This is a genomic window from Lentzea sp. NPDC102401 (genome assembly GCF_044765805.1).
Taxonomy (GTDB): domain Bacteria; phylum Actinomycetota; class Actinomycetes; order Mycobacteriales; family Pseudonocardiaceae; genus Lentzea; species Lentzea sokolovensis.
On sequence record NZ_JBIWKS010000012.1, the window covers coordinates 137,830 to 159,049 of the forward strand.

Below are 21,220 nucleotides of genomic sequence, written 5' to 3' on the forward strand. Positions count from 1 at the left end.
GTGGATGGTCGACGGGCCGTTCGAGCACGGTGGTAACACCCGTTTCGGAGGGCGCGATATCGGCGGCATGTCCTGGTTCAGCCGCAAACCTCGCTCCAGATTTCCCTCCGACATGGCACAACGACTCGAGATGCTCGGCCGCTTCGAGTTCGACGTCCACAACTCCGGCGTGGACTCCGCCGACATTTATCCGAACTGCCTGGAACCGTTCTGGCCGGACGTGCAGAACGATCCTGCGGGGTTCGTCGCCGACCTGCGCGCGTTCGTCGAGAACGACGAATCGGGCTTCGTCACGTACGGAGCGAGCCGACTCGTCCGCGAACTGGTCACCGACAAGGGGGTCCTGGACTCTGCGGACGCCTTGGCGCTGCTCGACGGCGCGATCGAGTTCAAGCGGATGCGCAACCTGCCCAGCGCCATGCTCACCGGCCACGAGTGGGGCCGGTGGCTGAACGTCCACGGCCCGGACACGTGGCCGCACGGTCACCCTCCTGTGTAAGCGAAAGCCGCCCAGTTCCACGGGTGCTCGAACGGACACGGCCCTTTGTCGCGCGGGGGCAGCGGAAGCGACGGCGCGACGGCGGCCAGTTCGTCGGCTCCCGCGTTCCTGAGCCAGTCCTGCGCCACGGCCAGCGCGACAGCCGGGTGCGCGCCGTCCCGCAGCACCTGGTGCAACCGTGCCATGAGGAACGCCGTCGCCCTGTCGTACACCGGCCACGACGCGGCGATCACCCCGGCGAAACCCAGCTGCAGCAACGCCGACGGCAACCCGGCGACCTCGTTCGGCGCGTCGGCTCCGACGTTCTGCATGTCGCAAGCGGAGATGATCGCGAGCCGGCGGGGCGCGAAGCGGAACCGCTCGCGCAGATCCCCGATCGTCACGTCGCGGTCGGTGAAACTGAGCGAACTCAGGAAGATCTCCTGCGAGTTCACACCGCCGTGGCACACGACGTGCCAGATGTCGTGCTGGTGTGCGGCGGGTTCGAACTCCGTCCAGGTCGCCTTGGTCAGCCGAGTGCACTGACCGGACCAGATCTCCGCCACGGCGGCGGTCTCGGCCGGGGCCAGCCTCAGCACGGCCTGTCCCGGCGCGTTCGGCACGTCGGCGACGAGCAGGCGGGCCGGGCGATCGGCCATCGTCGCGGCGCGGGCCCGGCACCAGTGCAGTGTGCGCGCGTTCGGGGCGTACCTGACCGCCGGAAAGTGCAGCGCACGACCAGCGGTCGCGTGCAGCGGCAGCAACGTCAGCGCGCCGACCGGGATCAGCGTGACGATCGAGCCGTGCGCGAAGAACGCCAGCAGGTCGCGCATCCCCTTGAGCCACAACCAGTCGAGGTACTCGGGGAGCTGGACCTCCCGGGTCTTCGGGGCCACCCCCTGACCCCGAAGCCACTCCTCGACGGGGAACCTGCCCAGGTCCGGCAGCCACACGCACTGCGGGTCGTGGGCCGCGGCCACGATCAACGCGTACCCGCCCGCCTCTGCGGACGCGACGTAGACCAGCGCCCCCTCCCCGGTCGCGCAGGTGATGTCCGCATACTCGACCACGGGTTCCACCGGGTCCGCCCCGATGACGTCGGCGACCTCGCGCGCAACCGCCCGGAAACGCGCCCACTCCTGATGGCTGTCACCGTTTCCCACCGCGGCCAGTGATTCCTGGTAGTGGGCCAGCAGGTCACCGCGGCCGACGTCCAGCAACGCCTGCGCCACAACGGGATCGTCCCGCTCGACGAGGGTGCTCAGTGCGACCGCGCGACCCGTCTCCAGAGCCACGGCGGCGTCCCGGAACCGCCGCGCCTTCGCGAGCCAGTATCCGGCCTCCTCAGTGTGCTCGCGCACCGTGGCCAGCACCCGCGCCTGGGCGTCCGCGCGGTACCGGACCCTGACGAGCGCGGGCAGCAGCGAGACGACGTGATGGTAGGCCTCCGCGGCCAGGTCCGTGTCGCCGGTGCCGAGCGCCCACCGCACCCACGCCGTCGCCAGCCGCATCTGCGCGGCGACCGGAGCGCTCTCCGCACGCCTCACCGCAGAACGCCAGGCGCGCAACCGCTTCTGCGCGTCGCCCCGGCCGGTCAACGCCGCAAGGGCCGACTTCGCCTCCTGCGCGACCACCTGCGCGCCGACCCGTTTGGCCAGGCGGAAAGCCTCCTCCAGCAACGGCACCGCTTCGTCCGCCGGGGTGCGCCGGTGCAGTGCCTTCTCCACGAGCAGGCCCGCGAGCACCGGGTCGGCCGCGGTGCTACGGCCCGTCCCCAGCTCACGACCCGCCCGGCAGGCGGCGATCCCCGCGTCGAGCCCGCGCGGGTCGAGCCGCACGGCGAGCCAGCCGTTCAGAGCGTGCAGGTATGGAAGCAACCCGAGCCGCGATCCGTCGTGACGGCACAGGGCTTCCCCGATCTCCTTCGCCGCCAGGGAGAACTCGCCCGTGACGACGTGGGCACGAGCTCTGAGCAGGAGGGTCAGCGCCGAGGACGGGTCGAGCCGGTCCGCCGCGGCGACCAGCGGCGCCGGGTCGTCGTGGATCTCGGCGATGGCGAGCGCTGCACCGGCCAGGACTCCCGCCGCGCTGACCACGATCGAGGTCCCGTTGCACGCCGACGCCATGCGGGCCATGCCGTCGACCACGCCTGCCAGTTCCTCCAGACGCTGCCCGCACTTCGCTGCGGCGACGACCGCCGCGGCCGCCTCCAGCCGGTCGCGGACGGGGCCTGGCAGGTCGCGGTCGTTCACGGGCGGGGGCATGTCTGCGGGAGGCAGCCACTCGGTCACCCGGGGCCGTGTCGATCCCCGTGCCATGGCGCGCATCCGCATCGCCTGATCCCGGTCGTCGTCCAGCGAGCCGACCGAGAACTGGTGCTTTCGCAGGAAGTCGTGCCTGTCCGTCATGACGGCGGTGACGTCGTTCTCCCGCGGATGCCTGAGCGACCGTTCGTCGCAGAGGAACAGCAGGCAGGCACCGACGAACGACCGCACCTCGGCCCTGGGGGAGTTGTTCTCCAGGTCGTTTTCGCTGATCTCCCGCACGTCTTCATAGAAGGCCAGGATCTCCTCCGCCGCGTGGTCCAGCCCGTCGTGCCGCAGGGCGGAGGAGATGACCCTCCACCGGCCACGCCCCCGATGGGTCTCCAGCCGCGCCAGGTCCGCTCGCGCCTCAGCCGCCGCTTGGCGATCGTCGTGACGCAACGCTTCTTCGAACCGCCACACGCAGAGGTCCGCGGCGGCGTACTCGCGGACGGCCTCGTCCGCGGACGTGACGAGGGACCGCAACTCGTACCCCTTGGCGTCGTGCGCCCAGGGTTCGGCGAACACGGGATCCACGGGATGACAGCAGTTGTCGCAGAGGTGCGGCCACGTGCGGGGAACCTCGTCCTCGGCGCGGTGGCATCCGTCCTGGTGGCATCGCCAGCCCACCACCTCCGCCCGGCGAGGCGCGGTGTAGCCGAACATCGTCGCCGACGGTCTTCGAGCCATCAGGAGTCCGCTTTCTCCGGGTCGGCCGCCGGTGGCTCCGGCGGGGCGAGATAGGTGACCGTCAGGAACTGGATGCTGCGCGCGCTGATGCTCACCGCGCCGACATTGGCCAGCACCCGCGCGGCCGAGTCGTCGCCCGGTTCGCGGTAGGTGATCTCGTCGCGCAGCGTCAGCTCGCGATCCCCGGACTCCTTGCCGACGCGGCTGTAGCTGTGCAGGCGGCCGCTCAGGTAGCCCCCGTCGTTCAGGTAGCACCCGACGTGGACCGGCACCGCCGCCGGGTGTTCCTCGAACAACAGCCACCATGCCGAGGCGTGGGGTTCCGTCGACGCCCTCTTGCGCGCCGACCGCCGCACGAACGCTTGGACCCGGCGTCCGGCCGCGAGGTATCCGGCGACGAGGGCGATCAGCAGCACGGCCGCCGCCCACCCCAGCACTCTGACCGGATGCGCGGCCAGGTAGGCGGACGGCGTCAGCACGAGCTTGCCCACGTCGACGCCGCTACCCGGGATCACCTCCCACAGCCCGCCCACCACGGCCAGGCCGAGGCCGTCCAGGAGCAGGCCGGTGAACAGGATCGTCAGCGCTTCCTGCAACGCGGTCTCTTCGGCCGCGGGCCGGTCGCGCGCCCGGCGGCGCTGGAAGACGAAACCCGGCACGAGCAGCAGGACGAAGATGATCAGCCCGGTGAGCGTGGACGGCATCACGGCTCCCTCTGCGAGTGCACGACCGGATTGCCGGTTGCAATTTCCGGCACGAAGTTGCGAACCTGGGCCCCCGACCGCAGAGGAGAGTAGCCCATGAATGAGCAAACCGCGGGCGACGATTTCGAATTCGCCGACGAGCTGCGCAGCCAGAAGAAGGTCGTCGACCAGCAGATTCCGCTCTCCGAAGGGATTCCGGAGGCGTCGACGCCCGCGAATCCGCCGAGACTTGGCGGCTTCCGGCCAAGTGAGCCGAACGAGTGAATCCGGCAGGGTCGCGCGCCGGAAGGTAACGCCGCACCGGTGTTCCCGATGGACTCTCACACACGGACACGAGAGTTGTCAGGAAAGGCCAGGACGGCATGGGAGCGGCATTCGGGATCACCTACTTCATCGGCATGCTCGTCTCGGCAGGCGTCGGCCGATCACGCGCCGGCATCAGTCAACGGGGCCGGTTGTCGCTGCTCACGGTCCTGATGAGCCTGCCGTGGTTTCTGCTCCAGATGGCCACGATGTTCGTGTGGCCGATCGTGCTCGGCGTCTGGCTGGCCCGCGGCAAGCCGAAGTCGCCCTGGCGTGCGATGAACACCGGAGACGGCACCGTGATCATTCGCCGCCGGGAGATCCGCAACACGTGAGAGCAGCGGTTATAAGAATTCTTTGCCAGGTAGAAATACGACTGCGGTGGTGGCCGGCACAATGTCCGTCCACCACCGCAGTGGTGTTTTTTGGCGCCGCTAGGTGTTCTGGGGGAAGCCCAGGTTCACGCCACCGTGCGACGGGTCGAGCCAGCGCGAAGTGACGACCTTCGAGCGGGTGAAGAAGTGCACGCCGTGCGGGCCGTACGCGTGGGAGTCGCCGAACAGCGATTCCTTCCAGCCACCGAACGAGTAGTAGGCGACCGGCACGGGGATCGGCACGTTCACGCCGACCATGCCCACCTCGATCTCGTTCTGGAACCGGCGGGCCGCGCCGCCGTCGTTGGTGAAGATGGCGGTGCCGTTGCCGTAGCGGTTGCTGTTCACCATCTCGACGGCTTCTTCATAGGTGTCGCAGCGGACGACCGAGAGCACCGGGCCGAAGATCTCGTCGGTGTAGATCGTCATGTCCGTACCGACGTGGTCGAACAGCGTCGGGCCGAGCCAGAAGCCGCCCGCTTCGCCGTCGATCGGGTGGTCGCGGCCGTCGACTACCAGCGAGGCGCCGGCAGCGACGCCCGCGTCCAGGTAGGACGTGACCTTGTCGCGGTGCACGCCGGTGACCAGCGGGCCCATCTCGCAGGACGAGCCGGCGCCGACCTTCACGTCGGCGATCCGCGACTGGATCTTGGCGACCAGCGCGTCGCCGACCTCGCCCACGGCGACCACGACCGAGATCGCCATGCACCGCTCGCCCGCCGAGCCGAAGCCCGCGGACACGGCGGCGTCCGCGGCCAGGTCGAGGTCGGCGTCCGGCAGCACGACCATGTGGTTCTTGGCGCCGCCCAACGCCTGCACGCGCTTGCCGTGCGAGGTGCCGGTCTCGTAGACGTAGCGGGCGATCGGGGTGGAGCCGACGAACGAGATCGCCTTCACGGTCGGGTGTTCGAGGAGCCGATCAACGGCCACCTTGTCGCCGTGCACGACGTTCAGAACGCCGTCCGGCAGACCGGCCTCGGCGAACAACTCGGCGAGGAAGTTCGACGACGAAGGGTCCTTTTCGGACGGTTTCAGGACCACGGTGTTGCCGCACGCGATGGCGGTCGGCACGAACCACAGCGGGACCATGGCGGGGAAGTTGAACGGCGAGATCACGCCAACCACGCCGACTGGCTGCTGGATCGAGTAGACGTCGACGCGGGTCGACGCGTTCTCGCTGAAGCCGCCCTTCAGGAGCTGCGGGATTCCGCACGCGTACTCGACCGACTCCAGCGCGCGCTGGATCTCGCCGCCCGCGTCGGACACGACCTTGCCGTGCTCGGCGGACACGATCTTCGCGAGGTCGCCCTTGCGGTCGTTGAGCAGTTCGCGGAACTTGAACATCACCGTCGAGCGCTGCGCCAGGGACGCGTTTCGCCACGACGCAAACGCTTCCGCGGCAGCCGAGACCGCCGCGTCCACTTCGGACACCGACGCGAACGCGACCTGGGCGGCCACCTTGCCGGTCGTCGGGTCGTAGACGTCGCCGAGCCGCTCAGGCGCGCCGTCAAAGGGCTTGCCGTTGATCCAGTGCTTGATCACGCCTGCTCCACCGCCTGCGCCAGAATGCCCAAAGCCTCTTCCAGTTCGTCCTCGGTCAGCGTCATCGGCGGCGCGAGCCGGATCACGTTGCCGTACAGGCCGCCCTTGCCGACGAGCAGCCCGCGCGCCTTCGCCTCCGCCAGCACCACACCGGCGGCGGCGCCGTTCGGTTCGCCCTCGGGACCGACGAACTCGACGCCGACCATCAGGCCCTTGCCGCGCACGTCACCGATCACCGGGTGCTTCTCGGCCAGCTCGCGAAGTCCGCTCAGCAGCCGCGAACCGAGCTTGGCCGCGTTGGCCTGGAGGTCGTGGTCCAGCAAGTAGTTGAGCGTGGCGAGAGCACCGGCCGTGGAGACCGGGTTGCCGCCGAACGTCGAGATCGAGTTGGCGTTGATGGTGTCCATCAGGTCTCCGCGCGCGACGACGCCGCCGATCGCGAGGCCGTTGCCGAGGCCCTTGGCGAACGTCATCGCGTCCGGCACCACGTCGTGCGCCTGGATGCCCCAGAAGTGCTCGCCGGTGCGGCCCCAGCCGGTCTGCACCTCGTCCGAGATGAACAGGATCCCGTACTCGTCGAGCACGTCCTTGAACGCGCGGAACAGGCCGTCGGGCGGGGACGTGAAGCCGCCGACGCCCTGGATCGGCTCGGCGATCATGCACGCGACGTCGCCGGACGTCGTGGTCTCGATGATCTCGCGCAGGTCGTCGACGCACGCCTTGACGTAGTCGGCGTCGGAGAAGGACTTGAACGGCGAACGGTAGCGGTAGCCGCCGTGCACCCAGCTGACCTTGATCGGCGACAGCGCGGACGCGGACCAGCCGCGGTTGCCCGTGATGGCGATCGTGGCGAACGCACGACCGTGGTAGCTGTTGCGCAGCGCCAGCACCTGCTCGCTGCGGCGTGCCTGGGTGGCGAGCATCAGCGCGGTCTCGTTGGCCTCGGTGCCGGAGTTCGTGAAGAACACCTTGGCGTCCGGGATGCCGGAGAGTTCGGCGATCTTCTCGGCCAACTCGACCTGCGAGCGAATCAGGTACAGCGTCGAGCTGTGCAGCACGCCCGTGTCGAGCTGGGAGCGGATCGCGTCGCTGATCTCGGCGACGTCGTAGCCGATGGCGTTGGTCAGGATGCCCGCGAAGAAGTCCAGGTAGGTCGTGCCCTCGCGGTCGGTCACCCGGCGCCCGGAGGCGCTCGCGATCTCGATGGGCTCGTCGTAGTAGAGGGCCAGCCACTTCGGCATCACCGCGCGGTGTCGTGCCAGCAGCTCCTTGTGAGCCATCTCGTCCTCCAGGGGTCCGACGCCTGCCTCGGAGTCTGCTGGCGCGCCGGGTGCGCCGCCATGCACAACCTGTACCCGGATCGGCTGGTTGGCATTACGTTGTGTCCATGTACCCGACGGTCTCCGAAGTCGTCGCTCTGCCGGTGATCCGGCAGGGAAAGCCCCGTTTGGTGGCCGGATCGGCCGGACTCGGCAGACGCGTCCGATGGGTCCATGTGGCGGAGATCGCAGACATCGCGCCGCTGCTGCGAGGCGGCGAACTGGTGCTCACGACCGGCGTGATGCTGCCCGAGTCCGGTCTCGCCCGCTACATCGAGGAACTGGCCGCCGTCGGCTGCGCGGGCCTGATCGTCGAGCTGGGCAGGCGGTGGCGCGACGACGTGCCCGGTGCACTGGTCACAGCGGCGGAACGGCACGGGTTACCGCTGGTCACGCTCACCGAGGAGACCAAGTACGTGGCCGTGACCGAGGCCGTCGTCGGGTTGATCGTGGACGCCCAGCTGGCCGAACTGCGGGCCGCGGAACAGGTGCACGAGACGTTCACGGCGCTGACGGTCGCGGGCGCCGAACCCTCCGAGGTGCTGCGCGAGGTGGCCAGGACGTCCGGGCTGGCGGTCGTGCTGGAGACGCTCGGCCACGACGTGCTCGCCTACGACGCGGCCGGGCACGATCCCGTGACGCTGCTGGACGACTGGGCGGCACGCTCGCGGGCCGTCACGGTCACCGAACGGACCGCCTACGACACCGCGTCCGGCTGGTTGATCACCATCGTCGGGGCGCGCGGCGCCGACTGGGGCCGGCTCGTGATGGTCTCGCCGGAGCCACCACCGCACCGGCACGTCGTGGTCGCTGAACGTGCCGCGTCGGCGTTGGCCGTGCATCGGCTCGTGGCGCGCGATCGGGAGTCGCTGGAACGGCAGACGCACCGGACGTTGCTGGCTCAGTTGCTCGGCCAGTCGCCGCAGTCGCCGGATCTGGGCGCGCGGGCGGCGGCGCTGGGGGTGCCGCTGGAACGACGCCAGCTGATCGGCGTGGCGGTCCGTCCGGTGTCCGTTCTGCAGGGGCAAACGCTTGCCACGCAGGAGGTTCTGCGTGATCTCGCCGAGGCGACGGCGCTGGCGGCCCGGCGGGTGACGGTCGCGGCACTGGTCGGCGTCGTGGACGACACGTCGGTGCGCGCGCTGCTGTCGGTGCCCGTGACCGTTGGCGTGGAAGGGGTTCTGCGCAAGGTCGCGCGCGAGATCCACCGGACGGCGGCGTCGGCCGTGGTGATCGCGGTGGGCACGACGGTGACGTCCACAACGGACGTTCGCAGGTCGCTCGGCGAGGCCGTGCACGTGGCAGGGGCGGCGCTGCGGGCACCGGGTTCCCAGCTGTACCACCGGCTTGACGACGTCCGGCTGCGCGGCCTGCTGCACCTGCTGCGCGAGGACGAACGGGTGCGGGCGTTCGCGGACCGCGAGCTCGGGCCGTTGCTGGCGCGGGACTCGGCGCAGGGCTCCCGGCTGGTCGAGCTGCTGCGGTGCCTGTGCGAGAACGGCGGCAACAAGTCGGCGGCGGCCGCGGCGGCGCACCTGTCCCGCACCGCCTACTACCAGCAGCTGGCGCGGATCGAGCAGGTTCTCGGCGTCTCGCTGGAGGACCCGGAGTCCGTGCTCTCGCTCTACGTCGCCCTGTTGGTGCACGAAATGGGCCCGTGAGCGCGCACGGGCCCATTTTCGACGTGTGAACTCAGCCGTTGATCGTCGGGAAGGTGCCCGAGAGAACGGTCGGGTTCGGCACGACGTTGTTGGTCGGCAGGTCCGACAGCGCCGGCGCCTTCATGTCACCGACGTGCGCGTTGCCCGCGAGGGCGTCGGTGTTCGGCAGCGACGGCAGGGTGCCCAGCTCGGCGGCGACCGGGTTCGGCACCGTGCGCTCCTGAGCGGCCGGGACGGCGGGCAGCGCGGGCACCGGCAGATCGTTGGCGACGGGGGCGCCGAGGTGCGGGAGCTGGACAGCGGAGGCCGACTCGAGCGGGTTCGCGTGCTGCTGGGCGTCGGAGATCAGCTTGTCCGCGCCGACCTCGGGGACACCGGCGCCCAGCTGGGGCAGCTCGGCGGCGCTGGCCGAACCCGCGAGGAGCGGGGCGGCGCTGGCGGCGAGCAGGGCGGCGGCACGGAACAGTCCGGAACGAGACACAGTTTTCCTCAATCTGGTTTGGGGACCGATCTTCGATTTCATCGGCGCGTTCGGTTCGAGAATTAACCCGCTCGATCGGGTGGTGAGGGTTTGAACCTCACGCGGCGGGAGGTCCTACGGTCGTGGTGTGACCCGTTGGAGCGTCGGTGACCTGGCCAGAGCGAGCGGACTGACAGTCCGCGCGCTGCACCACTACGACGAGATCGGACTGGTCGTCGCTTCCGAGCGCACGACCTCCGGTCACCGTCGGTACACGCCGGACGACGTCCGCCGCCTCTATCAGGTGAGATCTCTGCGCCAGCTCGGTCTTTCGCTGGAAGAAGTCCGATCGGCACTGTCCCGTTCGGACTCGCTGCGGCCGCTTTTCGAGGCCCAGCTCGCCGCGCTGAACGCCCAGGCGCGGCAGGTGGAGGCACTGCGGTCGCGACTCACCGCGCTGCTCGACGGGCACACCACCGAGTCCCTTCTGTCCACTTTGGAGATGATGTCCGTGTACGAGAGCTACTTCACCGCCGACCAGCTGGGCGACATGAGGTCGCGCGCGGCGGCGATGGGCCCGGAGGCCGTCGAGGCGCTGAAGGCGTCCTGGCTGGAGCTGGTGCAACAGCTGCGGCAGCACATGGCCGACGGCACTCCCGCCGACGACCCACGCGTCGTCGAACTGGCGCGGCGGTGGGACGAGCTCGGCGCCCGGTTCACCGGCGGCGACCCGGCGGTCCAGGCCGCGGCGCAGAAGTCGTGGACCGAGAACAAGGCGTCGATCAGCACGCAGATCGGCTGGCCCGCCGACGACGGTCTGGTGGATTACGTGACTCGGGCGCGCGCCGCACGGTGAGTTCGGTAGAAGTTGGTCATGCTTCCCGATGACCGACGTCTGCAGGCCGCCAACCCGACCGGGTGGTTCGAGGATCTCTACGCGGAGGCCGAAGCCGGCACGGCCTCCGTCCCGTGGGACGTCCCCCACCCGCAGCCGCACCTCGTCAGGTGGGCCGACGGCGTCGACGGCACGGGCCAGCGCGCGCTGGTCGTGGGCTGCGGTTACGGCCGCGACTCGGAGTTCCTGGCCTCGCTGGGGTTCGAGGTGACCGCCTTCGACATCTCCCCCACCGCCGTGGCGGCCGTGCAGGCGCGCCACCCGGAGTCCGCCGTCTCGTACGTGGTCGCCGACCTGCTGAACCCGCCCGCAGAGTGGCACCACGCGTTCGACCTCGTCGTGGAGAACATGACGGTGCAGGCACTGCCCGTCGACACGCATGCCCAGGCCATCGAACGGGTCGCGTGGCTCACCGGTTCGACACTGCTGGTCCTGGCCGTGGCCCGCGAGGAAGGACCGGTTCCCGACGGTCCGCCGTGGCCGTTGACGCCGTCCGAGATCATGGCGTTCCAGACGGACGGTCTCACCGCGCTGAACGTGGGTCGCGACGAGGCCCGCTGGACCGCGGAGTTCGTGCGCTAAGTGGCCATGAACTGACCACTTATGACGGACTTCTGCCGCTTAGCGTGAATCATGCTCGTTCGTCGGCTGATCGCCCGTCTGCTCGACTGGCTCCTGGTGCTGGTCGTGGTGTGGCCGTTGGTCCACGAACCCGTGCTGGTGGTGCTCTGCGCGGCGCTGTACGACGCTCTGCTGCTCCGCCTGAACACCCTCGGCAAAGTCCTCACGGGGCTGCGGGTCGTGGGCCCCGCGTCCGGCCTGAACCTCCGACGCGCACTGACGCGCACGCTCATCACGACCGCGCTGCCCGGCGCGGGCGCGGTGCTCGTGCTGACCGGTCTGGGCTGGCGGGAGCCGGCGCTGATGGCGGGCCTCGGCTGGCAGCAACCGTGGGTCGTCATCGGCGAGCACGTCGCCGTGAGGTCGCCGGGCTGGCTCGCGTCGTTGCTGCTGGTCGGCGGGTTCGTGCTGCTCGTGCTGTCCGCCGTGGAGGCGCTTGACCTCCGTGGCACGCGGACCTGGCACGACCGCAAGGCGGGCACGGCCGTGGTGCGCCTCAAGGTGGCACAATCCCAGCGGTGACCAACGAGGTCGGGCAGAACCACGGGAACGTGGTGCAGGCGAACACCGTGGGTTCCATTCACCTCACCTCCCCCGCACCGGCGCCCACCGCGCTCGACGGTCTCCGGCACGCGAGCGAGTCGTTCGTCGGCCGGGAGCGGGAACTCGCCGAACTGGACGTGCCCGGCCTGACCGTGGTGTCGGGCCTCGCGGGGGTCGGCAAGACCGAACTCGTGCTGCGCCACGCCGAGAAGTTCCCCGGCGGCAAGCTCTTCGTCGACCTCCAGGACTACGACGACGAGCGCCGGATGACGCCGGCGCAGGCGTTGGAGGAGTTCCTGACCGCGTTGGGGGTGCGGGAGATCCCTCGCTCGGAGGACGCGCGTGCCGCGTTGTTCCGCACCCTTGTCGCTGACCGCGAACCGATGCTGATCGTGATCGACAACGCGAGGTCCGCGCAGCACGTGCGGCCGTTGCTGCCCAACCGGCACCGCACGATCGTCACCAGCAGGCACCGGCTCGTCGGCCTCGACGACGCCCACCACCTGGAGCTGGGACTGCTCGCACTGGACGAGGCGACCGCGCTGGTGGGCGATCTCGAACTCGCCGAGTTGTGCGGACGGCTGCCGCTCGCGTTGCGGATCATGGCGGCGCTGCGGCGCACCGACCCCGGTCATGACTGGGTCGCGGAACTGCGCGAGGTCGAGCTGGACCTGCTCGACGACGGCGACGAACGGTCCATGCGCGCGGCGTTCGAACTTTCCTACCGGGCGCTCACCGAGGAGCAGCGCCGGGTGTTCCGCCTGTCCGCGCTGCACCCGTCGCACGAGGTGACGGTCGAAGGCGCCGCGCAACTCGCCGGATGCACCGAAGCCAAAGCGCGCAAGGCGTTGCGGGAACTGCGGACCGCGCACCTGATCGAACCCGGCGACCGCTTCCACGACCTGGTGCGCCAGTTCGCGGCGGACTGCGTGCGCGTCGACGAGGAGAAGGACACCCGCGAGAAGGCGATGACGCGGTTCTTCACCTACTTCGCCGAGCGAGCCGCGCGGATGGACGAAGCGCTCCGCACCCCGAAGCAGTCCGAAGCGCTGCACTGGTTCGACCGCCACCGGCCGACGCTCGTCGCGTCCGTGCTGTCCGCGCTCCTGTTCCGGCACATCCCCCACGCGGGCGCGATCGCCCAGGCGCTGCACGACTACCTCGGTCTGCGCGGCCACCTGGACGACCTGCTGACGACCGACCAGCGGGCCGTGGACGCGGCGATCAACCTGGACAACACGTGGTTCGTCGCGGTCCTGCAGGTGCGGCTCGGGCACTCCTGTCTGCGGACGGGGAACGACGAGCGGGCGTTGGGCAACCTCTACGAGGCCTGGCAGGTCGTGCGGCACAGCAACGACTTGCCGCTGATGCACGACGCGTTGGACGGCCTGGTGCTCGCCTTCGAGCGCAACGGCAGGCACGAGGACGCGCGGCTGGCGGCGGTGGACAGGGACGCGTTGGCACGGATGCTCACAGCCGATCCCCGATGAACCGCAACGCCTCCGGCAGCACTCGGCGCCAATAGCCGGCGTCGTGCTCGCCGTGCTCGAACGATCCCTGTGCACCGACCGCCTCCGCGAGCTCCCGCGCGGGATCGTGGAACGGATCTTCCCGCCCGCACCACACGCCGACCGGTGACTTGATCCTCTCCCTGTGCCGCAACGGTTCATGCGCCTCCCACACCTGGCGCGACGCGAACCCGTCGATCCGCTGGGCGTCCTCCCACGACGGGAAGAGGGCCGGACTGATGGCCGCCACGGCCTTCAGCGGCTGCCGGGACGCGATGTCGAGCACCCCGAACCCGCCCATCGACACGCCCAGCGCCGCGTCGAACGGCACCGGCGGCGTGAGGTTCACCCAGTAGTCCTCGCCGCCGTTGACCACCGCGCACCGGAACGCGCACCCGTTGAGGAACTTCGGCAGTCCCAGGTCCTGCCACCACCCGACGCTGCCGCCGCGGCCGTGCAGCACGAGCACCACCGGGCCGGACGCGCCCATCCACGCGCCCCACGGCGTGGGCTGAACGGGTACGGGTGCGACGTCGGGGACCGCGCCGTCCGGGCCTGTCCAGCCGAGGAGACGGCGGCCGAGCGGGGTCAGCGCTCCGCACGTCCCGGCCGCTCCGACCAGGCCCGCACCACCGAGAAGGACAGCTCGCCGCGACATCCCCATGCGCTCCAGTGGAACACAATGTGCGCCGATCATGACAAGCGTGGACACTCTGACACTGCCACACCTGCGGCGCCGGACCCAGGATTCCGGGATGGAATCCGCCAGGATTGAGGTTGTTTCAGCAGCGTAACAGGGGGTTGAACGATGGCAGTCGAGTCCTCACCGCCCCAGGTCACACCTGACGGCCGCGTCGAGCTGAGCGACGCAGGTCCCATCAAGGACAGCAGGTTCTTCAACCCCGAGCTCGCACCCGTGCCCGTCGAGCAGCGGACATGGACGACGTACAACTTCTTCGCGCTGTGGATGGGCATGGCGCACAACATCCCCAGTTACACGCTCGCGGCGTCGTTGATCGCGATCGGCATGGACTGGGTGCAGGCGTTCCTCACGATCACCCTGGGCAACCTGATCGTGCTCGTTCCCATGCTGCTCAACAGCCACGCAGGCACGAAGTACGGCATCCCGTTCCCCGTGTTCGCCCGCGCCTTCTACGGCATCCGCGGCGCGAACCTGGTGGCGTTGCTGCGCGCGTTCATCGCCTGCGCCTGGTTCGGCATCCAGACGTGGGTCGGCGGCAAGGCGCTGCACGTGATCATCGGGCGCCTGACCGGCGACGGGTGGACCAAGGCGGCGCAGATCGGCGGCCAGCCGTGGACGTTGTGGCTGTGCTTCTTCGGGTTCTGGGTCGTGCAGATGCTGGTGATCTGGCGCGGCATGGACGCGATCCGGCGGTTCGAGAACTGGACGGCGCCGCTGGTCAGCGTCGGGTTCCTGATCCTGCTGGGCTACGTGCTGGTGAAGGCGGGCGGCTTCGGGCCGATCCTCGACACGCCCAGCAAGCTCGGCTGGGGACCGGACTTCTGGAAGCTCTTCTTCCCCGCGCTGATGGGCATGATCGCGTTCTGGTCGACCCTGTCGCTGAACATGCCGGACTTCACCCGGTTCGGCGGGTCGCAGAAGAAGCAGGCCACCGGGCAGATCCTCGGCCTGCCGACCACCATGTCGTTCATCGCGATCGTCGCGATCCTGACCACGTCCGGCGCGCAGGCGTTGTACGGCGAGGCGATCTGGGACCCTGCGGATCTCGCGTCCCGCTTCGACAACACGTTCCTGGTGGTCATCGCGCTGGTCTCGCTGGTGCTGGCCACGATCTCGGCGAACCTCGCGGCCAACGTCGTCAGCCCGTCCTACGACTTCTCGAACGCCTTCCCGCGCAAGATCACGTTCGCCGTGGGCGGCCTGATCACCGGCGTCATCGGCATCGTGATCCAGCCGTGGCGGCTGATCTCCGACCCGAACATCTACATCTTCGCGTGGCTCGGGTTCTACGGCGGCCTGCTGGCGTCCGTCGCCGGTGTGTTCGTCGCCGGGTACTGGGTGATCAAGAAGACGCACCTGGAGCTCACCGACCTCTACCTCGACGGCAGGGGCGCGTACTGGTTCAACGGCGGCTGGAACTGGCGGGCCGTGCTGGCGACGCTCGTGGGCTCCGTGCTCGCGGTCGGCGGCGCCCACGGCGGGCCGTTCCCGGTGGACGGGCTGATCCCGTTCCTCAAGCCGCTCTACGACTACAACTGGGTCGTCGGCTTCGCGGCCGGCTTCCTGGTCTTCCTCGCTCTGAAGGACAACACGGCAAAGGAGACGACCAGGTGAGCAACATCATCCGGGCGGCGCTCGTCCAGCAGAAGTGGACGGGCGACAAGGAGTCGATGATCGCGAACGCGGTCGAGCACATCCGCGCGGCCGCATCCCAAGGCGCACAGGTGTTGTGTCTCCAGGAGCTCTTCTACGGCCCGTACTTCTGCCAGGTGCAGGACGCGGACTTCTACTCCTACACCGAGTCCATCCCGGACGGACCGACGACCCAGCTCATGCAGGAGGTCGCCGCACAGAACAACATCGTGCTGATCGTGCCGATGTACGAGGTCGAGCAGCCGGGCGTCTACTACAACACCGCCGCCGTGATCGACGCGGACGGCACGTACCTCGGCAAGTACCGCAAGAACCACATCCCGCAGGTGAAGGGGTTCTGGGAGAAGTTCTACTTCAAGCCCGGCAACCTCGGGTACCCGGTGTTCGACACCGCGGTCGGCCGGATCGGCGTCTACATCTGCTACGAACGCCACTTCCCCGAGGGCTGGCGTGCTCTCGGTCTGGCGGGTGCGAAGATCGTGTTCAACCCGTCCGCGACCTCGCGTTCGCTGAGCGAGTACCTGTGGAAGCTGGAGCAGCCCGCCGCGGCCGTCGCGAACGAGTACTTCGTCGGCGCGATCAACCGCGTGGGCGTGGAACCTTTGGGTGACAACGAGTTCTACGGCCAGACGTACTTCGTGTCACCGCGCGGCCAGCTCGTCGGCGAGGCCGCGTCCGACACCGAGGAAGAGCTCGTCGTACGCGACCTCGACCTGGACCTGCTGACCGAGGTCCGCGACACGTGGGCGTTCTACCGCGACCGCCGCCCCGACACCTACGAGGGCCTGGTGAACCCGTGAGCACTCTCATCCGCAACGGCCTGGTCATCAACGCGACCGGTTCGCACGCCGCCGACGTGCTGATCAGCGGCGAGCACATCGCCGCCCTGGTCACGCCGGGGTTCGAGGTGCAGGCCGACGAGGTGATCGACGCGGCCGGGAAGTACGTCATCCCCGGTGGCATCGACGCCCACACGCACATGGAGATGCCGTTCGGCGGCACCCAGTCCGCCGACACCTTCGAGACCGGCACGACCGCGGCGGCGTGGGGCGGCACGACCACGATCGTCGACTTCGCCGTGCAGCCCAAGGGTTCGTCGCTGCTGTCCACTCTGGACAAGTGGCACAGCAAGGCGGACGGCAACTGCGCCGTCGACTACGGCTTCCACATGATCATCTCCGACGTGAACGACGAGTCGCTCAAGGAGATGGACTCGTGCATCGCGGCCGGCGTGAACAGCTTCAAGATGTTCATGGCCTACCCCGGCGTCTTCTACGCCACCGACGGCGAGATCCTGCGCGCCATGCAGAAGGCGCGCGAGACCGGCGCCACGATCATGATGCACGCCGAGAACGGCATCGCGATCGACCAGCTCGTCGCGCAGGCGCTGGCCTCGGGGCTGGGCGACCCCGTTCAGCACGGCCTGACCCGGCCGCCGGAGCTGGAGGGCGAGGCCACGTCGCGCGCGATCCAGCTCGCGAAGGTGACCGGCTCGCCGCTGTACATCGTGCACTTGTCGGCGTCGCAAGCGCTTGACGCCGTGACGGCCGCTCGTGACACGGGTCAGAACGTGTTCGCCGAGACGTGCCCGCAGTACCTGTACCTGTCGCTGGAGGACCTGGCACGTCCTGGCTTCGAGGGCGCGAAGTTCGTGGCCTCGCCTCCGTTGCGGCCCAAGGAACACCAGTCGTCGTTGTGGCGCGGCCTGCGGACCAACGACCTCTCGGTGGTGAGCACCGACCACTGCCCGTTCTGCTTCAAGGACCAGAAGCAGCTGGGTGTCGGCGACTTCTCCAAGATCCCCAACGGCATGCCCGGCGTCGAGCACCGCGTCGACCTGCTGCACCAGGGCGTCGTGAAGGGCGAGATCACCCGCGAACGCTGGGTAGAGATCGTCTCCACGACCCCCGCGCGCATGTTCGGCATGTACCCGCGCAAGGGCGTGATCGCACCGGGAGCCGACGCGGACGTGGTGATCTACGACCCTTCCTCGACCCAGACGATCTCCGCCGAAACGCACCACATGGCCGTGGACTACTCCGCCTACGAGGGCTTCGAGGTCACCGGTCGGGTGGACACCGTGTTCTCCCGCGGCCGCAAGGTGATCGCGGACGGCGCGTACCACGGCTCGACCGGCCACGGCCGTTTCGTGTCCCGCGACCTCAACCAGTACCTCGTCTGAGAAAGGCGGTAACCCGTGGACTTCGGTGTAGTGCTGCAGACCGACCCGCCGGCGCGGGACGTGGTGGAAGGCCTCCGCGCGGCCGAGGACTGCGGCTTCCGCTACGGCTGGACGTTCGACTCCTGCGTGCTGTGGCAGGAACCGTTCGTCATCTACTCTCAGGTCCTGTCGGCCACCCGCGATCTGATCATCGGCCCGATGGTCACCAATCCGTCCACACGCGACTGGTCGGTGACGGCATCGCTGTTCGCGACGCTGAACGACATGTTCGGCAACCGCACGGTCTGCGGCATCGGCCGAGGCGACTCGGCCCGCCGCGTGATCGGCCAGAAGCCCGCGTCCCTGGCCACGCTGGGCGACGCGATGCACGTGATCAAGGAACTGGCGGAGGGTCGCGAGGTCGAGCACCACGGCACAGCGGTGCAGATCCCGTGGGTGCGCAACGGAAAGCTCGAAATGTGGATGGCCGCCTACGGCCCGCGCGCACTGAAGATGGTCGGCGAACAGGCCGACGGCTTCATCCTGCAGACCGCGGACCCGGACATCGCCCGCTGGACCATCGGCTCCGTCCGGGAAGCGGCGGTGGCCGCCGGACGTGACCCGTCGGCCATCACGATGTGCGTGGCGGCACCGGCCTACGTGGGCACGGACCTGCCACACCAGCGCGACCAGCTCCGCTGGTTCGGCGGCATGGTCGGCAACCACGTCGCGGACCTCGTCGCGCGGTACGGGGACTCGGGCGTGGTGCCCAAGGCCCTGACCGACTACATCAAGGACCGCGAGGGCTACGACTACGCCCACCACGGCAAGGCGGGCAACCGTTCCACCGACTTCGTGCCGGACGCGATCGTGGACCGCTTCTGCCTCGTCGGCCCGGAATCCGCGCACGTCGAACGGCTGCAGGAACTGAAGGAGATCGGCGTCGACAACTTCGCGCTGTACCTGATGCACGACGAGAAGGACAAGACGCGCGACGCCTACGGATCGGCGATCATTCAGGCCGTTTAGGTCCATACTGTTTGCGTGTCCGACGAACCGCCGCGGTCCGTGCACAACTCCGTGCACGGTGACGTCCACGGCATGAACCTGCAGATCGGTGGTGTCCGGGGCGATCTCACTCTGCACCACCATTCGACGGTCAGGCCGCCTGCGGAGCTTCCTCTCCTGGTCGGCGTGGTCCCGCAACGGGCCGCGTCGTTCCAGGAAAGGCAGCCGATGCCGGACTCCCCCACCGTCGTGCTCTCCGGGATGGGCGGAGTCGGCAAGACCCAGCTCGCCGCCCACCACGCCGCGTCGGCGTGGGCCTCGGGCGAGGTACGGCTGCTGGTGTGGGTGACGGCCGGTTCGCGGGACGCCGTCATGTCGGCCTACGGCGAGGCGGCGGCGGAACTCACCGGCCGCGACGAGGCCGGGCGGGGCGCGCGCAAGCTGCTGGAATGGCTGGCGCGCACGCCAGAGCCGTGGCTCGTCGTGCTGGACGATCTGCGGGATCCCGCCGACCTGGCTGACCTGTGGCCGCCGGGCAACGGCCGCACGCTGGTCACGACCCGCCGGAGGGACGCGGCTCTGCGCGGGCACGAACGGACCGTGGTCGAGATCGAGACCTTCAGCGAGAGCGAAGGTCTGAACTACTTGCGGTCGGTGCTGGCCCGCCAACCGGCCCTGCTCGACGGCGCCACCGAGGTCGTGCGCGAGCTCGGTTGCCTGCCGCTGGCGTTGGCCCATGCAGGTGCGTACGTGCTGGACATGCACGTGTCTGTGCCGCGGGTACGGCCCGGAACATCCTCAGACGCTGGTCGCCCTGCTCGACCTCGCGCAGTGGCGGGCCAGGTCCGGGGACGTGGCCGGGGCGCTCGCCGGGTACAACCAGGTCATCCCCGACCTGCTGCGGGTGTTCGGCCCCCACCACACGAACTCGCTGACCGCGCGCACCGACCTCGTCGAGTACCGAGGTCTGCTCGGCGATCCTGCCGGTGCGGTGCGGGAGCTCGAACAGCTCATGGCCGAGTGTCTCCACGTGCTCGGCCCGGACCACCCCGACACGCAGCGCGTCCAGGACGGGCTCGAGCACTGGCGGCAGGAGGCTGAGGGCCAGGGCGTGTCCCGTAAGCCTCGTCCGCGATAGTCGAACAGACTTACGGGAACGCCCTAGTGCGGTGACCACGAACCTTCACCGGGTCTTCCGGCGCTCAGCAGGGCGCCTCGCGGCGCCGTCCCCGCGCCCCCGTACGTCCAGTACTCGGGACGCGGGGACGGCACCGCGATGCACCCGTCTGACCGGCGAAATACCGGGTAAAGGTTAGTGGCCACCGCACTAGCGGACCGTGCGGATCTCGCCGTCCCACTCCGCACCGAGCGTCGGCATGAGTTCGGCCAGCTGCACCGGATAGACGGTGTCCTCGGCGGCTTCCAGCTCCTGCGCGCTCCACCACCGGAACCCGATGATGGAGGTCTCCTCGACGTCGTTGAACCCCGAGGTGTCCACGTCGAGGCCGTCGACAGAGGCGTGGAAGAACCACTCCTCCGCGTCGAAAGTCTCGCCGTCGAAGCTGAAAACCGTGCGTCGACGCCAGATCGGACCCACCAGCGACTCCGGTGCGAGCTTCAGACCGGTCTCCTCGAAGGCCTCGCGGACGGCCGCGGCGCGCAGGTCCTCGCCGTTCTCCACGCCGCCGCCGACCGTGAACCAGAAGAACTCCTGGGGGCGTGCGGGGTCGAAGCCCTGGAAGAGCAGCACTCGGCCGGCCGGGTCGGTGAGGACCACGCGGGCGGACGGGCGGGGTTTGAGCATCGCGGCGTCGGACGGGCTGACGGGTTCGGCGATCTCGAAGTACGACGGTTGCGGGGCGGTGCCTGCCAGGCGCAGCCAGCGGACCACTCGGCGGCGGCGCAGCAACAGGGTGTCGCGGACGGCGTCGTTGTGGACGCGGCGGGCCAGCATCACTCGTTCTTCGGCGTCGGCGAGTTCGAAGGCCAGCGCTGGGGCCAAAGTCGAGCGGTCCAGGGCGCCCAGGAGGCCGGAGAGTTCGTTCTCGGCCTGTTCGCGGTCGGCGCGCGACGCGGACTCGGCGCGGGAGGCCGCGGCGGAGAGTTCCGGTACCAGCAGCGTGCGCACCAGGACGGCGCGGCGGCCCAGAGCGGCGTCCACGGCTGCCCAGGCGGCGTCGGTGCGGACGTGCAGGCGGTCCAGGCGGTTCGCGATCTTCAGGATCCAGGCGGCGAGCAGCAGAGCGACGAAAACCACGACGAGCGCGGTGGTCACGGTCGACTCACCCCGCACG

Annotated in this window: 20 protein-coding genes and 1 pseudogene; 14 read left to right on the plus strand and 7 right to left on the minus strand. The window is 69.4% G+C overall.

Annotated features, from left to right (window positions below; genetic code table 11):
• Nucleotides 1–112 precede the first annotated feature (112 nt).
• Nucleotides 113–499 carry a hypothetical protein gene (locus ACIRG5_RS35040; RefSeq protein ID WP_402912936.1) on the plus strand — a complete coding sequence of 129 codons (387 nt, stop codon included), beginning with the start codon at nt 113–115 and terminating at the stop codon, nt 497–499.
• Here ACIRG5_RS35040 and ACIRG5_RS35045 read toward each other — a convergent pair.
• Together ACIRG5_RS35045 and ACIRG5_RS35050 are read right to left on the minus strand one after the other, a co-directional pair.
• On the minus strand, nt 484–3,471 hold the full coding sequence (locus ACIRG5_RS35045) for a CHAT domain-containing protein (RefSeq protein WP_402912938.1): 2,988 nt from the start codon (nt 3,469–3,471) through the stop codon (nt 484–486). The two genes, ACIRG5_RS35040 and ACIRG5_RS35045, sit on opposite strands and share 16 nt — an antisense overlap.
• Nucleotides 3,471–4,175 (minus strand): DUF6338 family protein, encoded by a 705-nt coding sequence (locus ACIRG5_RS35050; RefSeq protein WP_402912940.1) that lies wholly within the window; start codon nt 4,173–4,175, stop codon nt 3,471–3,473. Before ACIRG5_RS35050 ends, ACIRG5_RS35045 begins: the two co-directional genes overlap by 1 nt.
• A 96-nt stretch (nt 4,176–4,271) precedes the next feature.
• Between ACIRG5_RS35050 and ACIRG5_RS35055 the strand changes: the two genes are divergently transcribed.
• Both ACIRG5_RS35055 and ACIRG5_RS35060 read left to right on the plus strand, forming a co-directional pair.
• Complete coding sequence (locus ACIRG5_RS35055) at nt 4,272–4,439, plus strand: hypothetical protein (RefSeq protein ID WP_402912942.1); 168 nt, start codon at nt 4,272–4,274, stop codon at nt 4,437–4,439.
• A gap of 98 nt (nt 4,440–4,537) precedes the next feature.
• Nucleotides 4,538–4,813, plus strand: a complete 276-nt coding sequence (locus ACIRG5_RS35060) for a hypothetical protein (RefSeq protein ID WP_402912944.1) — start codon at nt 4,538–4,540, stop codon at nt 4,811–4,813.
• Nucleotides 4,814–4,912: 99 nt separating this feature from the next.
• On the opposite strand, the gene ACIRG5_RS35065 is transcribed toward ACIRG5_RS35060, so the two are convergent.
• Nucleotides 4,913–6,394 (minus strand): CoA-acylating methylmalonate-semialdehyde dehydrogenase, encoded by a 1,482-nt coding sequence (locus ACIRG5_RS35065; protein WP_402912946.1) that lies wholly within the window; start codon nt 6,392–6,394, stop codon nt 4,913–4,915.
• Entirely contained in the window at nt 6,391–7,674 is a 1,284-nt protein-coding gene (locus ACIRG5_RS35070) for an aspartate aminotransferase family protein (RefSeq protein ID WP_402912948.1), read from the minus strand. The genes ACIRG5_RS35065 and ACIRG5_RS35070 overlap by 4 nt, the downstream gene beginning before the upstream one ends.
• A gap of 107 nt (nt 7,675–7,781) precedes the next feature.
• Here ACIRG5_RS35070 and ACIRG5_RS35075 point away from each other — a divergent pair, with 107 nt between their 5' ends.
• A complete protein-coding gene (locus ACIRG5_RS35075) occupies nt 7,782–9,374 on the plus strand; it encodes a PucR family transcriptional regulator ligand-binding domain-containing protein (protein WP_330274013.1) in 1,593 nt (530 codons plus the stop codon).
• 31 nt (nt 9,375–9,405) lie between these two features.
• Here ACIRG5_RS35075 and ACIRG5_RS35080 read toward each other — a convergent pair whose 3' ends face one another.
• Nucleotides 9,406–9,855, minus strand: a complete 450-nt coding sequence (locus ACIRG5_RS35080; protein WP_402912950.1) for a hypothetical protein — start codon at nt 9,853–9,855, stop codon at nt 9,406–9,408.
• A 127-nt stretch (nt 9,856–9,982) separates the two neighbouring features.
• Here ACIRG5_RS35080 and ACIRG5_RS35085 point away from each other — a divergent pair, with 127 nt between their 5' ends.
• From ACIRG5_RS35085 to ACIRG5_RS35100, 4 genes are read left to right on the plus strand one after another with little or no spacing between them, the layout of a single operon-like run.
• Nucleotides 9,983–10,690 carry a MerR family transcriptional regulator gene (locus ACIRG5_RS35085; protein ID WP_402912952.1) on the plus strand — a complete coding sequence of 236 codons (708 nt, stop codon included), beginning with the start codon at nt 9,983–9,985 and terminating at the stop codon, nt 10,688–10,690.
• A gap of 18 nt (nt 10,691–10,708) precedes the next feature.
• Nucleotides 10,709–11,311 (plus strand): class I SAM-dependent methyltransferase, encoded by a 603-nt coding sequence (locus tag ACIRG5_RS35090; protein WP_402912953.1) that lies wholly within the window; start codon nt 10,709–10,711, stop codon nt 11,309–11,311.
• A gap of 51 nt (nt 11,312–11,362) precedes the next feature.
• The gene (locus tag ACIRG5_RS35095; protein WP_319979124.1) at nt 11,363–11,872 is read left to right on the plus strand and encodes a hypothetical protein; all 510 of its coding nucleotides are present in this window, start codon (nt 11,363–11,365) and stop codon (nt 11,870–11,872) included.
• Nucleotides 11,869–13,383 carry an AAA family ATPase gene (locus tag ACIRG5_RS35100; protein WP_402912956.1) on the plus strand — a complete coding sequence of 505 codons (1,515 nt, stop codon included), beginning with the start codon at nt 11,869–11,871 and terminating at the stop codon, nt 13,381–13,383. Before ACIRG5_RS35095 ends, ACIRG5_RS35100 begins: the two co-directional genes overlap by 4 nt.
• Here the strand turns inward: ACIRG5_RS35100 and ACIRG5_RS35105 are convergent.
• A complete protein-coding gene (locus tag ACIRG5_RS35105) occupies nt 13,364–14,065 on the minus strand; it encodes a hypothetical protein (RefSeq protein WP_402912958.1) in 702 nt (233 codons plus the stop codon). The two genes, ACIRG5_RS35100 and ACIRG5_RS35105, sit on opposite strands and share 20 nt — an antisense overlap.
• A 144-nt stretch (nt 14,066–14,209) precedes the next feature.
• On the opposite strand from ACIRG5_RS35105, the gene ACIRG5_RS35110 reads away from it, so the two are divergent.
• The 6 genes and pseudogenes from ACIRG5_RS35110 to ACIRG5_RS35135 all read left to right on the plus strand — a co-directional run bounded on the left by ACIRG5_RS35110 (nt 14,210) and on the right by ACIRG5_RS35135 (nt 20,064).
• The gene (locus ACIRG5_RS35110) at nt 14,210–15,718 is read left to right on the plus strand and encodes an NCS1 family nucleobase:cation symporter-1 (protein WP_402912961.1); all 1,509 of its coding nucleotides are present in this window, start codon (nt 14,210–14,212) and stop codon (nt 15,716–15,718) included.
• Nucleotides 15,715–16,557 carry a nitrilase-related carbon-nitrogen hydrolase gene (locus ACIRG5_RS35115; protein WP_402912963.1) on the plus strand — a complete coding sequence of 281 codons (843 nt, stop codon included), beginning with the start codon at nt 15,715–15,717 and terminating at the stop codon, nt 16,555–16,557. The genes ACIRG5_RS35110 and ACIRG5_RS35115 overlap by 4 nt, the downstream gene beginning before the upstream one ends.
• Entirely contained in the window at nt 16,554–17,939 is a 1,386-nt protein-coding gene (gene hydA / locus ACIRG5_RS35120) for a dihydropyrimidinase (RefSeq protein ID WP_402912965.1), read from the plus strand. Before ACIRG5_RS35115 ends, hydA begins: the two co-directional genes overlap by 4 nt.
• A gap of 15 nt (nt 17,940–17,954) precedes the next feature.
• The gene (locus ACIRG5_RS35125; protein ID WP_402912967.1) at nt 17,955–18,947 is read left to right on the plus strand and encodes a TIGR03842 family LLM class F420-dependent oxidoreductase; all 993 of its coding nucleotides are present in this window, start codon (nt 17,955–17,957) and stop codon (nt 18,945–18,947) included.
• 240 nt (nt 18,948–19,187) lie between these two features.
• Nucleotides 19,188–19,619 (plus strand): annotated as a pseudogene (locus ACIRG5_RS35130) (NB-ARC domain-containing protein); the annotation flags it as partial.
• A gap of 43 nt (nt 19,620–19,662) precedes the next feature.
• Entirely contained in the window at nt 19,663–20,064 is a 402-nt protein-coding gene (locus ACIRG5_RS35135) for a tetratricopeptide repeat protein (protein ID WP_402912969.1), read from the plus strand.
• 189 nt (nt 20,065–20,253) lie between these two features.
• On the opposite strand, the gene ACIRG5_RS35140 is transcribed toward ACIRG5_RS35135, so the two are convergent.
• Nucleotides 20,254–21,201 (minus strand): NUDIX hydrolase, encoded by a 948-nt coding sequence (locus tag ACIRG5_RS35140; RefSeq protein WP_402912972.1) that lies wholly within the window; start codon nt 21,199–21,201, stop codon nt 20,254–20,256.
• Nucleotides 21,202–21,220 lie beyond the last annotated feature (19 nt).

Bases quoted from the DNA above. Each gene is read 5' to 3' on its own strand.
- ACIRG5_RS35040 (WP_402912936.1), top strand. From the start codon at position 113: ATGGCACAACGACTCGAGATGCTCGGCCGCTTCGAGTTCGACGTCCAC.
- ACIRG5_RS35045 (WP_402912938.1), bottom strand. From the start codon at position 3,471: ATGGCTCGAAGACCGTCGGCGACGATGTTCGGCTACACCGCGCCTCGC.
- ACIRG5_RS35050 (WP_402912940.1), bottom strand. From the start codon at position 4,175: ATGCCGTCCACGCTCACCGGGCTGATCATCTTCGTCCTGCTGCTCGTG.
- ACIRG5_RS35055 (WP_402912942.1), top strand. From the start codon at position 4,272: ATGAATGAGCAAACCGCGGGCGACGATTTCGAATTCGCCGACGAGCTG.
- ACIRG5_RS35060 (WP_402912944.1), top strand. From the start codon at position 4,538: ATGGGAGCGGCATTCGGGATCACCTACTTCATCGGCATGCTCGTCTCG.
- ACIRG5_RS35070 (WP_402912948.1), bottom strand. From the start codon at position 7,674: ATGGCTCACAAGGAGCTGCTGGCACGACACCGCGCGGTGATGCCGAAG.
- ACIRG5_RS35075 (WP_330274013.1), top strand. From the start codon at position 7,782: ATGTACCCGACGGTCTCCGAAGTCGTCGCTCTGCCGGTGATCCGGCAG.
- ACIRG5_RS35090 (WP_402912953.1), top strand. From the start codon at position 10,709: ATGCTTCCCGATGACCGACGTCTGCAGGCCGCCAACCCGACCGGGTGG.
- ACIRG5_RS35095 (WP_319979124.1), top strand. From the start codon at position 11,363: ATGCTCGTTCGTCGGCTGATCGCCCGTCTGCTCGACTGGCTCCTGGTG.
- ACIRG5_RS35105 (WP_402912958.1), bottom strand. From the start codon at position 14,065: ATGGGGATGTCGCGGCGAGCTGTCCTTCTCGGTGGTGCGGGCCTGGTC.
- ACIRG5_RS35110 (WP_402912961.1), top strand. From the start codon at position 14,210: ATGGCAGTCGAGTCCTCACCGCCCCAGGTCACACCTGACGGCCGCGTC.
- ACIRG5_RS35135 (WP_402912969.1), top strand. From the start codon at position 19,663: ATGCAGGTGCGTACGTGCTGGACATGCACGTGTCTGTGCCGCGGGTAC.